The organism is Komarekiella delphini-convector SJRDD-AB1 (assembly GCF_014831675.1).
Taxonomy (GTDB): domain Bacteria; phylum Cyanobacteriota; class Cyanobacteriia; order Cyanobacteriales; family Nostocaceae; genus Komarekiella.
Genome location: NZ_VJXY01000038.1, coordinates 31,114 through 45,987, shown reverse-complemented (window position 1 = coordinate 45,987; position 14,874 = coordinate 31,114). Strand labels below are relative to the sequence as shown.

Genomic DNA, 14,874 nt, shown 5'->3' with positions numbered 1-14,874 from the left:
TCATGGCATCTCGGCAAAAAGCCAAACAAAGTTTTTCCAAATTTATCAATATTCGCCAATGTTTTAATTATTTGAAAAGATATCTTATTACTTTGTTTGTAGTCGGCACTTCAGCGCTAAAGCGCTTACTACGAACTATTTCAAAGCAGCAAAGTTTATTTTTTGTTTTGCTGTTACTTTTATTTTTAACTATCGTTACCTTTGCCGCAATTTTACCTGGGACTCATACATTTGAAGGTAATATCATTTCTCAAAAAATGAGCTTTATCTATAATGGACAGCAACCCAAACGCTTTATTGAAAATATTCGTAGCATTAAAGAACTAGAAAATGAAGGTATCCAAACCTTAACTTTTACAGGCAATTTTCAAAGTGAATCATTACCCCAGCTTAATCAGTTAAACTCTTTAAAAATCAAGCTTAAAGAGCGCGAAAGTAAATGGATTATCGCTCCAGCTAATCCCGATGGAACAAGTGAAATTGATTTGAATGAATTGCGGTTGCAACCGAATACCAAAGTAGCTGGAATCAATTATGACTTTTATCGTAATCAACTGGCTTTTTCTCTACAGCCAAACCCCAAACTAAACCTAAAAACCAACCCGAATATATTAAAACTATATTTAGGTGAACAACCAATCAAAGTTATAGTAGAAGGTTACGAATTACCAGATTTAAATTTACAAAATCACTCAGATGATCAAACACCGTTAGAATTTATTTTAAACCCAAATAATAAAGAATTAAATTTAGAACTTCCACAAAACACCAATATTTATATTACCTTAGCTAAACTTTTCAAATATGAATCTGAACAATGGTTTAGAGGCAAGATAGAAACCAAAAATGTTCAATTTATAGATGTAGATAGAAATGGCAGTGACCTCAGAGATGACTTAGATGTTTCTACTATTGTAGAAGGCAAAATCCGCATGATAGGACAGGAACAAGAAATTAAACAAAATCAATTTCTTATGGGAGGAAATCCTGATGCTCCTCTAGATATTAAACTTATCCGCCATCTGCAAATTGTTCCTAAAAAGGGAATAGAAGCCCGTTTTTCTGGTATAACGAAACAGATTCAAATCGGTCTAGATCAAGATTTTCCAGTTTCCAGAATCCAGGGTAGCTGGTTAGATAGCGTTTTACCTCGTGATGCAATTATTGCGCTATTCTCTTTTGGAGCTGCTACAGTTGCTAATCTTCTATCTTGGTTATTTAGTAATGCTTCTAAATCAGCATCAAAACCATAGCTAAAAATCATCAGAAAATGTGACGCACAGAATAAGTATAATCTGAATAATGCCCACCACAAACAATACTGGTAAGCATTACCCGTCTTACTTTGCTATCTTATTAAAACTGCGGTACTCCCAAGGATTAACAAACCTAGAATCACCCCAAACGCCAAGCCGTTGTTGTCTCGCCTCAGCCTCCGCTTGTTGCACTAAGTTTCTACTGGGACATTTATTTAAATAAGGACGATACACCTTTGCTAAACCTTCTTGCACCAATACTTCTTGCACAAGAGTCCCATCTCTAAGGCGGACTTCTGCCACTCTTCTCCCATAACGATCGCTATCTGTAATATTCAAGTTAACGCGATCGCCTCCTTGTCTCACCAGTTCCCTCACCCGTTCTTGCGCTCTCACACCCCAAGTAAACTGATTGCGATCGCTGCTACGTCTACTTTGTTTTTCTCTATTAGAATGGGCTACTTCCGGCGCGTCAACACAAGCAAAGCGCACGGTGACATTTTGCCCATTGGTGTCTCTCACTACTAAAGTGTCGCCATCACTAACTCGCTCAACCACGTTTCCAGAGTTACCAATAAGGCGATCGCAGCCTATCAAACTTAAAAGGATGATACTTGCACAAAGCCAAAATTGTACCTGTTTAGTTAATTTCTCCATCCAAACTCACCAAACTACCTCTGAGGGATGATAGTAGCAAAATGAAAATATCTTTTTGTTAGGTGTTGACATACTGCCATAGACAATTAGCAAAGAGTTAGCTAGAGTTCCCTACCTGTATAAGTAGAAAGTTTTACTTAAGATCTAAATCTTCAAATACAACCTCGTTACTAATAACTGAATTTAACCGAATAGAAAAGGCAGAATAGTATAAGAAATGTAAACTTCCAACAGTCAGCGGGAATCTCTCATGAATTTCTTGACTTATGTCATGCATTTAGCAGGTTCGGGTGCTGTGGCTTATTACTCAGCTGCTCAGATCCGCGACTCTAAAACTCGCCCCAATGTTCTAGCGGGGTTTCAGTTGGCGGAATCTGGTTCTGTGCCGTTTTTATCTGCACTTAGCGATCGGGCTGCCGCAGAGGGCGATACATGGCTAGCAGAGAAACTAGCAAAACATGCATCCGATGAAACTAGGCATGGTCAAATTTTTGCCCACGCTCTAAAACAGCTAAATAAACAAGTTATTGATTTCAAGCGTCAACCTCAAACCACAACCGCAAGTAAATCACAACAGCAGCGTAGTCCATTCTTTGCAGCATTCTTTCAAGGTTACACCCCAGAACAGCTAAAACCGACTGTCATTGACTGGGATGTTTTTATGGCTAGCACTTACATTTTAGAGTTAGATGCCAGCAAAGACTTTACTCGCATGGCGAATGTGTTACCTGATGATGAGCCAACCGCTCGCAACCTCAAGTTAGGAATGTTAAGTGTTGCTCAAGATGAGACTGGTCATGCAGCTTATCTTTACGAAGCAATGATGCGGCGAATGTCTGCTACCCAAGTGCAAAAATTGGTGGATGAGTGGCGTACCCGCAAGGTAAATGCCTTATTGTCAATGGTTGGCGGTCTTCTCCAGCGCAACGGCGAAACCCGTTCTCTAGTTCAGGATGGTGTGCCTTCAGAAAACGAAAACGATTCTGAGTTGATAGTTGCTTAACTGGTGTACTGGTTACAAAACATACGAAAATTGGTAGAGACGTTGCAATGCAATGTCTCTACAATGGTGTAACTGGTTTGAATAAGGGTGGCGGGAATTACTGTTATAATTTAGCGATCGCCAATTGGATTGATTTCTCCAACAAATTTCAACAAATCCGCGATCGTAAATTTACTCAATTAAAAATCGCTATATTATTGTGTTTTCTACTTTTGAAACCGCTGTTCTCTCTGTGGTTGCTGGTTTTCGGTAGGTCGAAGTTTCTCAAATAAAGCAGGTGGTGTGGCTTGGCGAAAGGCTCCACAGTAATGCATGGTCATAACCGCTTTGAAAGCCCAATGGTCTGATGGCACATCGCTAAAGGGATTTGGTAAAGTCTGGGCTTGGTTTTGAACGCAAGCATTCACAACTTGATCTAATTTTACTGGAGTGTTGTTAGTGGATTCTTGAGCTCTAACAGGAGAAACTAAGCCACTAGTAGCTAAAATTATGACTGTAGCCAGAATTTTGCAGTTCATAAGTTGATATGTCTCAAGTTTGATTTTCTAGAGACGACAGTTTATCCTAATTTAGTTCCTAGGCTAGCTGCCCAGGAACTAGAATAATCTTGCTGAGATTAAGCGTTAGAAAACATTGCTAGCATTACTAAAAGTACAATTAATGAACTAATCCAAAGAGCTAACGATCCCCAACTTACAGAATCTTGTTGCACTCTCTGCCATAAATTGCTAACTAAGTTATTTCGTACTGCCATTTTATAACCTCCAATTTTTAGTAAGTTTGTCCAAGACTTGATTAATCAAGCCTGCACTAAGTAAAGTAAAGTTAATTTTTGAAGCTATAGGCTATTTGAGTCTAAAAACTCTCGTAGTAAGCTACACGCAGCGCGATCGCAAGCTTATTTCTTGTAGCCGCAACTTGATTTATTTCGACTCACACCCCAAAACCAAGCAACAAATGTTTAAATCAATGTCACAATGGAAAACGCGTTTCCATACACGCATTTTCTTGTTGAATACAAAACAGAAATTTACAAAAACATATTTGTTGATGTTTAACTTTATTTTCCCATGAGTAACTGTTTACACTCCTAAAGTTACCTGATTTTGAAAAGATTCTTAACGCTTAAATCAGTAAACAGTAAACAGTAAACAGTTATCAAGGCGGATGGTGGGGGATTTAAACCCGCCAGATAGCGCCTGCCAATAATCGGCTTTGGGTTATTAGTTTTCAGCTGTAAGTGAGCGCCCCCTTAGTGGTTCCCTTTAAACCCAATTATGTTTACTGTTTACCGTTTACTGTTTACTGTTATGGACGCTCTCGGTCATGTTAATAACGCTGTATACCAAAACTATTTAGAACAAGCAGCCGTTGAGCACTCAGAATATTTGGGCTTAACTTTGAATGTATACCAAGAATTAGGCGGCGTATTTGTCATGCGGCGGGTAGAAATTGATTATCTGCGCCCAGCCGTGGCGGGTGATACTCTAGAAGTCACTACCTGGTTGAAAGACATGCGTGGTACGCGTGCCCTCCGACGTTACGAAATTCGTAAACACAATCAACAGAATTTGTTAGTCACTGCTGAGGCATTGTGGGTTTGGGTAGATGCCAAAATAATGCGCCCGCGACCAATTCCCAATGTGATGTTAGACAAATTTTTGCAAATTCAACACTCAGATATTGGCAGATGAATGGAGGAGCAGGGGAATTTTAGATTTTAGATTTTGGATTGAACAATCTAAAATCCAAAATTGCAAATCCTTGCATTGAGGAGGTAGGGGGAACAGCACTTCTCTACGGGAGGCTGCGTGCCGCAGGCTTTACGGCTCCTTTCGGCTTTGCTACTTCGACTTCTCTGCAAGACGCTACGCGAACGCTCAGTGGACAAGGAGCAGGGAGACCAGGGGAAGAATAAATAACTCCTGTCTCCTGAATCCTGTACAGACGCGATTAATCGCGTCTCTCCTGATTGATTTTGCTGTCAAGCCTTTTAGTGTGTAAAGTTGATAAAGTAGTACCTAGTTCTTTGCATATAACTACAAATATGATGTTATGTATGCAAAATTTAAAGCACTAGGAACTGCAAATTAAGATTACGCGATAAAATTCAAGATTCTCAAGCCAAGATTATGGAGCAAAGTCAGCAAACACATCGCCACGCCGCCGCGAAAGATTTTTTTCAGTCACTCGATCAATTGGAGGATATTTTGCAAGAGAATCCGACTGAGGATGAAGAAACACCAGAATTGAATACTGATAGTGCCAATGATCCCGAACTATTGGAAAATTTGACAGAAATTGATCTAGCGGCTTTTGAGGACGCGGTTGCTGATATTGAACAATATCTAGAAGAAAAAACGAAATTAAAATAGAAGTAAAAAGTTACAATTTATTGCTTAGCAGTCATTTGCCGCTGGGCTTCATACAGCATTAAAGCGGCTGCGATCGCTACATTCAAAGACTCTACTCCTGGACTTAGGGGAATTTTTACTTGATTGTCTGCGATCGCTGCTAAATCTGCTGACAAACCAGCGCCTTCATTCCCCAGTAAAATCAAACTGGGTTTTTGCCAGTCTACTTCCCAATAAGTCAAAGTTGCACTGGGCATAGTTGCCACTACCTGCATTCCGGCTTGCTGACTCTGTTCGACTATAGATTTTAAATCTTCAGTTACCGCCGTTGCTAAACGAAACCACTGTCCAGCAGAAGCACGTAAAACTTTCGGGTTGTCTAAATCTACACTATCCTCACTCACCCATAACCCCGATGCTCCAGCCGCGGCTGCTGTGCGAATCATCGTACCCAAGTTACCTGGGTCTTGCACAGTTTCTAAAGCTAGCACTATACCATTAAATGGCACTTGAGTTTGGCGAGCATCCCGTTTTGCCGTTGCAACTACACCATCTGGTTGTATTGTTGTAGCGATCGCATCCAAAACTTCTTCACTAACAATTTCTGCGCGATCGCATCGGCTCAAAGCCTCTTCCCACAATGAGGGATGAGCTGCTTGCCAATCTGGGGTACAACATACAGCCACCAGGGGGTAATTCACCGCGCAAGCTTCTTCTAATAGGTGCGTCCCTTCTAGTAAAAATAACTGCTGTTTCTGCCGCTCTTTTGTAGAGTGCAGTTTGCGGATTTGTTTTACTAGGGAATTCTGTAAACTGGTTAACACTATTTTGAATTTTAGATCTGGGATTTTAGATTAATCCAAAATCGGCAATCTAAAATCTAAAATTGATATGCGGAACCCGGGACTTGAACCCGGAAGCCTTGCGGCACTAGAACCTGAATCTAGCGCGTCTGCCAATTCCGCCAGTTCCGCTGGCATTTGTTTTGATCGACAATTTCCTATTATTACTTAATTATTGACATTTGTCAAGAGCTATCTGGCGGGTTTAAATCGCCCATTATACGCCTTGATGACTGTTGACTGTTTACTGTTGACTGTTTACTGTTGACTGTTTCCAGGCTACTTTACACTGGAGTTAGGAGAATGTATCTTCAACTAACTCGGATGTCAAGGACTGAAGGGTTTAGCCATGCCTTCTCAGTATGGTGTAGAAAAACTTAGTTTAAATTCTGTCAGTTACTAACGGAGTTGATGGGAATGGGTAACTTTATTATTTTTGGTTTGATAGTCGTTTACCTCGGTGGCATTTGGAAGTTTTGGCGTGGGTTTGAGCGGACTAATTTTAGCTCAAGTTTGCCCAATCGCATTGGTTTATCTTTGTTATGGCCAGCTTTGTTTATTACTAATCAATCCTACCGTCGAAATTTTAGAAAGGCTTTGAAAGGCTAGAGATACTGTTGATTTAATAGGTTCGTAGTTAACGCTTTGGTGTTAACTACGAACAATATTTGTTTTTCTCGCAAATTTTTAGTTTTACAGAAGTTTTGCAAGAGCGATGCCTACGGCGGTAAACTACGCACTTTATCAATTACAAATTTTCCACGTCCGTGAGCAACACTCAGCTTTGGTAGATGCGATCGTATTTATTTATACGGTTTATCGAGACATTAGATTATATTCTTGCAAAAATGCGAATAAAGTAAAAAATGAACCACAGATGAACACTGATAAACACCGAATTAATTATCTGTGTTCATCTGTGTTTTTTTGCAAGGCTCCGCCTCTGGAATTCGCGGCAGAGCCTTATGGGGAGCATTTCCACTCTATGACTGGAAACGAGGTTTGAGAGATTTTAAATTCCCGATGAGGAATTACGAATTATTTTCTATTTGGTGAGGATATTGATGACTGCACCGGCTGCTGCACCATCAAGTAAATCACCGGCGGTATCTTCACGACCGCCTAGAACAGCACGAGTTGCGGCGCTAGCGCCTGCACCGACTGCGGCATCTTGACCTAAGCTACGTTTTTTGGGATTGCGTCTTAGCCCATTGGCTCCATTGACAGCAGCGCCAGCAGCACCACATTTGGCAGCATTGCGTAATACTGTGCCACGTCCTCTAATAGCTCCAGTTACCACACATGTACCAGCTCCAATGGCTGCATCTCTTAGTACTTGGTCATCGGCGGCAGCTGGTTTAACAGGAACTAATGTAACACCAGCTAAACTTGCAGCCATGATACCAGGTAAAAGCGCACGTTTTAGAATTCGATTCATGGTAGAACCCTCTTAAAAATTCAAACACTTGGAGAAAAATCGGAGTTGTTGCGATCGCAGATGATCTTATCTTATTTTTTATCTAGACAACAGCAACGATTTTTGTTTGATAGCACTCTTATAATGACACTAACAAAACTCCAATTGTATCTACTAAAGGCGTGAATTTGAGAATCTCTAGACTGATAAGTTTTGCTGATTAACGGGCTATTGATTTTTGACTTAAATAGCTTGAATCCACTCTTTGACAGAATATTCTGTCCAGATGCCATTTTTCCAATAAGGGTCATTTTCAATCAAATTACGGATGGTGGCTTCGTCTTCAGCTTCGTAAATTCCAAACACTTTGGTGACATCTTTGGTAGGGCCAATAGTAATTAGTACACCAGATTCTTTCTGTTTTGCTAATCCATCTAAATGAGCTTGACGGTAAGGGGTGCGCTTTTCCAAAACGTCTTCGCAATAAGTTCCCCAGAGGATATATTTAGTCATAATTTTTGTTGCTACTACTGGTTGAAAATATGTTGCGCTAAGAGTTTGAGCCGATCGCCTTTTAAAATTAGATTGTCAATTGCTGCCTTTATTTAAAGGTACGATAGATCAGGCTGAGCCTCAAGTAGAGTATTCCCAGGGGCCGCCTGGGAACTAGAAATTTCCTGAGTTCTAACTTCTCAAGTTAACGCCGAATTTTTCTACTAAAGCTTCGCGGACTTGATTGTGGACTGGTTCAACTTCAGCTTCGGTGAGGGTGCGATCGCTGGCTCGATAGATTAAGCGAAATGCCAAACTTCGTTGTCCTTGTGGTACATTTTCGCCGCGATATTCATCAAACAATTCCACTGACTCTAACAGGCCTTTCCCAGCGTTGCTAATTACTTTTTCAATTTCGGCAACCGAGACTTTGACTGTTGCAAAGAAGGCAATGTCGCGATCGCTAGCTGGATAGGTAGAATAAGGATGGAATGTCGGGATAAGGATTTCATCTTGCTCCATAGATTCCAAGAGCACGTCTACATCTAGCTGGAAAACGTAGACTGAATCTGGTAAGCCTTTTTCGCGCCGCACTTGGGGATGGAGTTGTCCAAAAATACCTAATCTGTTACCTCTTACCCAGAGTGAGGCGGTACATCCTGGATGCAAGCGTTCATCACGGCAATCGGGTTGATATTCTACTTGCAAACCAAGTTGCTGAAATACGCTTTCTAAAATGCCTTTGGCTTCAAACCAATTCAGCGGTTGCTCTCGACCACTTGTTGACCATTTACCAACGGTGCGATCGCCTCCGATGATAGCAGCGATCGCTTCTCCTTCTTGTAAGCCGTCTTCTTGCCAGAAAATTCGCCCAATTTCAAAGCCATTGAGAGAACCGTTACCCTGCTCTAAATTGTATTGAAAGGCATCAATCAACCCAGATATTAAATCGGTTCGTAGCGCTGAATATTCTACAAATAAAGGGTTACTCAATACTATCTGTCCGGTTTCCCCTGGCTTGACTAAAGAGTAGTGGATTAATTCTGTCAATCCTTCTGCCCGCAGGTGTGCGCGTAACTTGCGAATCAGTTCTTGATCTAAAGGCAGATAACCAGCTTCCGATTTGTCTGGTAGGGTGTCGCAAAACTTGTTATAGCCATAAAGACGGGCAATTTCTTCAATCAGGTCGATTTCGCGTTCTAAGTCACGGTAACGATAAGGCGGTACGGAAACTGACCAAGTACCTTCTCCTGAAGGAGTTAACTGACACCCCAGTGCAGTCAGGATGCGTTCAACGTCTTTTGTTTCGAGTTCTCCTGTGTCTTCTGCCAACTCGATTGGGCCGAGAATTTGATTAACTCTGTCTAAACGCAGTACAATAGAACGACTCCAGGTAGATGGATCGGGGCGGGTGTCGGCAATTTGTTGCTGAACAATCACGCCTTGAGCTAACTCGCTAATCAGCGTCAAGGCGCGGCGATTGGCTACTTCCAACTCAGCCCGGTTAACTCCTCGTTCGTATCTGCCAGAAGCCTCACTTCTTAACCCCACGCTCCGAGAAGAACGGCGAATTGCCACAGAATCAAACAACGCTGCTTCTAAAACTAGGCTTTGAGTACCTTCATGCACTTCCGTTTCTTCTCCGCCCATAACTCCCGCCAGTGCAACGGGTTTATCATTAGCGGTAATTAACAAATTTTGGGTTGTAAGGGTGCGGGTTTGTCCATCCAGAGTTTTGAGCGTATCCCCAGCTGTGGCGAACCGAACACCGATGGTTAGATTTTCACTACTAGCTACAGATTTTAGGCGATCGCGATCAAAGGCGTGTAGTGGTTGTCCCCATTCCAACAAAACATAATTAGTAATGTCCACTACATTATTAATTGGTCTTACTCCAGCCGCTCGCAAGCGTTGTTGCAACCAATCGGGAGATGGCGCAATTTTGATCTGTTCAATTACTGTACCAATATAGGCAGGGCAAGCTTGCGAATCGGCGATTTTTAAAGCTAAATTTCCAACACCTTCGGTAATCGATACCTCACCCGGTTCAAGAATGCTCAACTTTGCATCTGTCAAAGCTGCTACTTCTCGCGCTACACCTACCATACTCAGAGCATCAGCGCGATTAGCTGTGGCAGTTAGGTCTAAAATCACATCATCTAGACCCAACAATGGACGCACGTCGCTACCCAATGGCATTTCTTGAGGAAAAATATGAATTCCGTCTACATCAGTAGGTAAACCGAGTTCTTTTAAAGAACAAATCATACCCTGAGACTGGACGCCACGCAGTTTTGCAGGTTTAATTTTTAAGTCGATGTTCGGGAGGTAAGTCCCTGTAGTTGCTACTGCCACATAAATATCTGCCCGGACATTGGAAGCACCACAGACAATATTTAAAGTTTCATTTGCACCGATATCTACTTGGCAAACACTCAATTTATCAGCGTTGGGGTGGGGTTGACGCTCAAGCACTCTCCCCACAACAACGCCATTTGCCCAAGTGCGGCGGTCTTCAATATCTTCTACTTCAAACCCAGCCATTGTTAGGGTTTCAGCTAATTCTTCGTGGCTCAGTTTTATCTCTACTAGTTCTCGCAGCCAATTTAGAGAAATACGCATGGAGTGTGCTGGTTTTTGAAATCGTCTTTTGCTCTAATTTTAGGGTGTCAATTAGCGATCGATGGCTACTCATCCCGCAAGACATACCCTTCCACTTGAACAATCCTACTACGTTGAACTGACAGAATAATCTCTCTTCGCTATCTTTCTGTTGTGTTTTTGGCGTCTTGGCTGTAGGCTGCGGCTCCGTGTCTACATTAAAAAAACGACTTGTACCAATCATCTAATCAACGTAAACCTAGTATTCAACTAAATTTATGGGAATATGCTGACTGAAATTCTTAAAATCTTTGTCCGTTCTGGCGCTGTTGCTTGTAATCATAATCATCGTCGTATTCAATCGTGCCAAATAGTTCTAGAATTTTCAGTTGCTTTCGACGCTGACATACTCTCATAATGCTTCTTCAACAACGGCACGCTTAGTACTATCACCATCCAGTTCGAGGGATTCCTGAATTAAATTTCCGTCGATTTCTAGATTAATAACCATGTGGATATTATGACACAAACTAAATGTTCGCAAATAGCTAATTTTAAGTCAGATGCATGAACACTATTTTCAATAACTCTGCGCGAGTAAAAGGTTTAGTAAGATATCCAGATGCCCCAACCAATCTTGCTTTTACTTTATCTACGATTCCCTTGTTTCCTGTTACAAAAATAATGGGTATTTCTTTAAACAGCGAGTTATTCCGTATAATCTGGCACAACTCATATCCATCAATTCCTACCATGTTGAGATCCAACAAAATTAAGTCTGGTTTGTGCCGAATAATCGACATCACAGCTTTTAGTGGCTCATTAATCGTCACAACAGAAAAGTTTTCATTTTCTAAGAAACGGCTAATTTCTTTGAGAATTGTGGGGCTATCATCTACAGAAACAATTTTGTAGGTTTTTTTACTAGTTACAGTAGCAGCCGCTACTCTTTCAATAACAGGATTTATATTATTGGTTATTGTTAATTTCTGAAGGTTTTCTTTTAAAGATTCAGAAAATTGTGGTAATTGCTCAGTAGTTTTATTATCCTCAAAAATATTTGGGTAAGATTTACTATTAGTTGTACTTAGTTCTTCTGCAACATCAACTAATTTTTGATTAACTAATGTGATTAATTTAGAAGATTGTGTTAAATCTTCCAATGTATTTGGTAACTGATCAAATGGTGGATCTGGCTCATGTAAGATAATTCCTCCTTGAATGATGTAAGGGTATAAATTTTGAGCCAGTTCGATTTCATCTTGATTCATAATCACAGCAAGATGACGTAAGCTGAAACCCTTCATCCAGTTAGTTAAATTTGGCTGGAGGTCTGGTAAGTTTTGTTTAGAAGGTTTGCCAGTAATTAACAGATATGGACGTTGATAAGGAGAAGAAATTTGAGGCTCGAAAGACTTCCAACTCTTTAATCGTGCTTGACAGCGTTCTAAAATATTTTCTACATTCAATCTGCAAATGATTGGCATTCTATTAAGTGGTTCTGTTAATTCATAAGTGCCTTCTTTGATCAGTAAAAATGATTCAAGCACTTCTTTAACCAATTCTGGAATCAGTACTGCTGCTTGTGTAGAATGTAAATATTGTTGACTAATAAGCCATTGTATAGCTTGATATTCAGGAGGCTGATTTATAGAATTACTCTCATGCTCTACTACTTGACTATGTGTATCTGATTCAAACATCAGACGTAATTGAACACGAACTTCACTAGTAAGTGATGGAATTTGATGGCTGAGGCGACGCAAATGACGTTCTAGTCGATCAAAGGGTTCAACTGAATGGGTGGCATAGATTATTTTGCCTTCCTCTAAATAAACCCACCAAAAAACTGAGTTGCTAAATACTTGTAAACAAATACTCTCAGAACAATTAAATAACTGTTTTAACAAACTCTGAGGACGTAATTTAGTAAATGTACCTGAGTTATTCATATTTTTCGATTTTTTTGCGGATCAGCGACTAAATATTCGTAAATGGGAAATATCGGCTATGAAGTATTCTCTTCTTTTTAATATTTCTCTAGACACAAATTATTTTTTTAAATATGTATATATATTACAAATTATAATTTTCATAACTTTTTTGTTACATTTGGCACGTTTGACAACAAGTATGAAAATTTAAAAGTGGGCACAAACAAATGTAAATATTTGTCATGACTATTTTAGCGGGCGTCAGTTTAGTTGTAAGTTGCCCTCTCTACCGACAACTATTGGTTCAAGACCTTAACAATTATGTTTATTTACGCCCCAGTTACTTACTAAGCTATTTTGATGTAGAGTTCACACAGTTACGTGAGTATACTTTGAAGTCTAATGGTCTTAATTAGGATTAATTACTTTTATATAAAATGGAGGTTTTACTACATGAAATCTTTAAAAACTTATCTAGGAAAATTTACGTATTTATTGTATCCTAGTTATGAAGAGATAGAATTTTTGGTAGATCCACTACAACAGGTAATGTTAGCTCCTGATAAATTCTTTATTTATTAAACGTAGTCTAGTTGTGATTAAGAGTTCCTTTATGTAGAGATTCTTGTGAAAATATTCTGTTTAATAAAGATTAAAGTATCTACTGCCAAACATCATATCTGTAGTCGTGTCGGCATCAGAAACTATATACTTTGAGAACGAGGTCAATAAAGCTTTGGACTATAACATAACACAAAAAGTTATGCATGATACATTAAGACTTGATGAAGTTGTGGAGTTTGCGGAAAACCCAGAACCGCGTTGTCCGTGCGTGCTACTACTAGACACATCTGGCTCAATGCAAGGAGAGCCGATTGAGGCTTTAAATCAGGGCTTGCTGAGTCTGAAAGATGAATTAGTGAAAAATTCTTTGGCAGCAAGACGGGTAGAGGTAGCAATAGTTACCTTTGATAGCAATGTCAACGTAGTGCAAGATTTTGTGACTGCTGATCAATTCAATCCCCCCATTCTGACAGCACAAGGGTTGACTACGATGGGTTCGGGAATTCATAAAGCCTTGGACATAATTCAAGAGCGCAAATCTCAGTATCGTTCTAACGGGATTGCTTACTATCGTCCTTGGGTATTTATGATTACTGATGGTGAGCCACAAGGTGAGCAAGACAATGTGGTAGAGCAAGCGGCGCAGCGCCTACAAGGAGATGAAGCAAACAAACGTGTAGCTTTCTTCACTGTCGGTGTCGAAAACGCGAATATGACGCGCTTAAATCAAATTACTGTGCGTACTCCCCTAAAACTTAAAGGTTTAAACTTTATCGAGATGTTTGTCTGGCTGTCAGCTAGTATGTCAGCTGTTTCTCATTCACAGGTAGACGAACAGGTGGCACTACCACCAATTGGCTGGGGGGCTGTTTAATTAAAGGTGGCAGCTTGATGTTAACGACAGCGGGCTGTTGGAATAAAATTTATGAACACATCAAAACAGATTGCTCAATGGCGGGTAGTAGCTGCGTCTGTATGTGGTACAAGCCACTTAAAGAACAAGCAGTTGTGTCAAGATGCTCACCACTGGCAGATATTATCAGATAATGTTTTAGTAGTAGCGGCAGCAGATGGTGCAGGTTCAGCAAGCCAGGGGAAAGTGGGGGCGATGGTTGCTGTGGAAACAGCAATAGAAAACATTTCTATCAAACAAGTCAACCGGAAGTTCTTGACTGATGATACCAATGTGCGATCGCTCTTAACAGAGGCGATGGTAGCTGCCAAAAAAGCTGTGGAAGATGAGGCGGCTGCTTGTAATAAACAGCCTCAAGATTTAGCGACTACCTTAATTATTCTGGTTGCCACGCCAGAAGTTGTAGCTGTGGCACAGATAGGTGATGGTTTAGCCGTAGCCAAAGATAGCATGGGCAACCTCCTCGCACTTACCATGCCTGACAGCGGCGAATACATCAACGAAACCACTTTTTTGACTTCGGCCAGTGCTTTAGATACAGCGCAGATGAGATTATGGCGTGAAGACATAATCAATGTTGGTGTCCTTACCGACGGACTACAAATGCTGGCTTTGAATATGGTTGTTAGTGAACCTCATAAACCGTTCTTTTTTCCTCTGTTTGAGTTTGTAGCGAATTCTGAGGATAAGACAGTGGCAAAAGAACAGTTGGTAAGCTTTTTACGCTCAGAGCGGATTACGCAACGCACTGATGACGATTTAACACTCATTATTGCTGCATTGAGCAACTCATAAGCAATAGTTTAGTGTTTGGCATTTTAAACAACTCCCGTTAGCGGTA

General features: G+C 40.5%; 17 protein-coding genes and 1 tRNA gene. 9 read left to right on the top strand and 9 right to left on the bottom strand.

Annotation, left to right across the window (positions count from 1 at the left end):
- Positions 1-2 precede the first annotated feature (2 nt).
- The gene (locus FNW02_RS26500) at positions 3-1,253 is read left to right on the top strand and encodes a hypothetical protein (RefSeq protein ID WP_191760468.1); all 1,251 of its coding nucleotides are present in this window, start codon (positions 3-5) and stop codon (positions 1,251-1,253) included.
- A gap of 87 nt (positions 1,254-1,340) precedes the next feature.
- Here FNW02_RS26500 and FNW02_RS26495 read toward each other — a convergent pair whose 3' ends face one another.
- Complete coding sequence (locus tag FNW02_RS26495; protein WP_191760467.1) at positions 1,341-1,913, bottom strand: thermonuclease family protein; 573 nt, start codon at positions 1,911-1,913, stop codon at positions 1,341-1,343.
- A gap of 250 nt (positions 1,914-2,163) precedes the next feature.
- On the opposite strand from FNW02_RS26495, the gene FNW02_RS26490 reads away from it, so the two are divergent.
- The gene (locus FNW02_RS26490; RefSeq protein ID WP_191760466.1) at positions 2,164-2,916 is read left to right on the top strand and encodes a ferritin-like domain-containing protein; all 753 of its coding nucleotides are present in this window, start codon (positions 2,164-2,166) and stop codon (positions 2,914-2,916) included.
- A gap of 206 nt (positions 2,917-3,122) precedes the next feature.
- Here the strand turns inward: FNW02_RS26490 and FNW02_RS26485 are convergent, their stop codons facing one another.
- Positions 3,123-3,434, bottom strand: coding sequence for an S-layer protein (locus FNW02_RS26485; RefSeq protein WP_191760465.1), 312 nt, complete (start codon positions 3,432-3,434; stop codon positions 3,123-3,125).
- Between the two features lie 759 nt (positions 3,435-4,193).
- Between FNW02_RS26485 and FNW02_RS26475 the strand changes: the two genes are divergently transcribed.
- From FNW02_RS26475 to FNW02_RS26465, 3 genes are all read left to right on the top strand, one after another.
- The gene (locus FNW02_RS26475) at positions 4,194-4,610 is read left to right on the top strand and encodes an acyl-CoA thioesterase (RefSeq protein WP_225225907.1); all 417 of its coding nucleotides are present in this window, start codon (positions 4,194-4,196) and stop codon (positions 4,608-4,610) included.
- A gap of 38 nt (positions 4,611-4,648) precedes the next feature.
- Positions 4,649-4,834, top strand: coding sequence for a hypothetical protein (locus FNW02_RS26470; protein WP_191760463.1), 186 nt, complete (start codon positions 4,649-4,651; stop codon positions 4,832-4,834).
- A 214-nt stretch (positions 4,835-5,048) separates the two neighbouring features.
- Positions 5,049-5,291, top strand: coding sequence for a hypothetical protein (locus tag FNW02_RS26465; RefSeq protein ID WP_191760462.1), 243 nt, complete (start codon positions 5,049-5,051; stop codon positions 5,289-5,291).
- 17 nt (positions 5,292-5,308) lie between these two features.
- Here the strand turns inward: FNW02_RS26465 and FNW02_RS26460 are convergent, their stop codons facing one another.
- Positions 5,309-6,094 (bottom strand): TrmH family RNA methyltransferase, encoded by a 786-nt coding sequence (locus tag FNW02_RS26460; RefSeq protein ID WP_191760461.1) that lies wholly within the window; start codon positions 6,092-6,094, stop codon positions 5,309-5,311.
- A gap of 68 nt (positions 6,095-6,162) precedes the next feature.
- Positions 6,163-6,244, bottom strand: a tRNA-Leu gene (locus tag FNW02_RS26455).
- A 285-nt stretch (positions 6,245-6,529) separates the two neighbouring features.
- Between FNW02_RS26455 and FNW02_RS26450 the strand changes: the two genes are divergently transcribed.
- Both FNW02_RS26450 and FNW02_RS26445 read left to right on the top strand, forming a co-directional pair.
- Positions 6,530-6,721 carry a hypothetical protein gene (locus FNW02_RS26450; protein WP_191760460.1) on the top strand — a complete coding sequence of 64 codons (192 nt, stop codon included), beginning with the start codon at positions 6,530-6,532 and terminating at the stop codon, positions 6,719-6,721.
- 106 nt (positions 6,722-6,827) lie between these two features.
- Entirely contained in the window at positions 6,828-7,118 is a 291-nt protein-coding gene (locus FNW02_RS26445; protein WP_191760459.1) for a hypothetical protein, read from the top strand.
- Positions 7,119-7,157: 39 nt separating this feature from the next.
- Here the strand turns inward: FNW02_RS26445 and FNW02_RS26440 are convergent, their stop codons facing one another.
- From FNW02_RS26440 to FNW02_RS26420, 5 genes are all read right to left on the bottom strand, one after another.
- Complete coding sequence (locus tag FNW02_RS26440; RefSeq protein WP_162397685.1) at positions 7,158-7,550, bottom strand: hypothetical protein; 393 nt, start codon at positions 7,548-7,550, stop codon at positions 7,158-7,160.
- Between the two features lie 222 nt (positions 7,551-7,772).
- Positions 7,773-8,042 (bottom strand): YciI family protein, encoded by a 270-nt coding sequence (locus FNW02_RS26435; protein WP_191760458.1) that lies wholly within the window; start codon positions 8,040-8,042, stop codon positions 7,773-7,775.
- 171 nt (positions 8,043-8,213) lie between these two features.
- On the bottom strand, positions 8,214-10,643 hold the full coding sequence (pheT, locus tag FNW02_RS26430; RefSeq protein ID WP_191760457.1) for a phenylalanine--tRNA ligase subunit beta: 2,430 nt from the start codon (positions 10,641-10,643) through the stop codon (positions 8,214-8,216).
- Between the two features lie 391 nt (positions 10,644-11,034).
- Positions 11,035-11,133 (bottom strand): type II toxin-antitoxin system VapB family antitoxin, encoded by a 99-nt coding sequence (locus FNW02_RS39965; RefSeq protein ID WP_348535450.1) that lies wholly within the window; start codon positions 11,131-11,133, stop codon positions 11,035-11,037.
- Positions 11,134-11,176: 43 nt separating this feature from the next.
- Positions 11,177-12,574, bottom strand: a complete 1,398-nt coding sequence (locus FNW02_RS26420) for a response regulator (RefSeq protein WP_191760456.1) — start codon at positions 12,572-12,574, stop codon at positions 11,177-11,179.
- A gap of 745 nt (positions 12,575-13,319) precedes the next feature.
- On the opposite strand from FNW02_RS26420, the gene FNW02_RS26415 reads away from it, so the two are divergent.
- On the top strand, positions 13,320-13,994 hold the full coding sequence (locus FNW02_RS26415) for a vWA domain-containing protein (RefSeq protein WP_162397688.1): 675 nt from the start codon (positions 13,320-13,322) through the stop codon (positions 13,992-13,994).
- Positions 13,995-14,045: 51 nt separating this feature from the next.
- Positions 14,046-14,828 carry a PP2C family serine/threonine-protein phosphatase gene (locus tag FNW02_RS26410; RefSeq protein WP_191760455.1) on the top strand — a complete coding sequence of 261 codons (783 nt, stop codon included), beginning with the start codon at positions 14,046-14,048 and terminating at the stop codon, positions 14,826-14,828.
- The last annotated feature ends 46 nt before the right edge of the window (positions 14,829-14,874 follow it).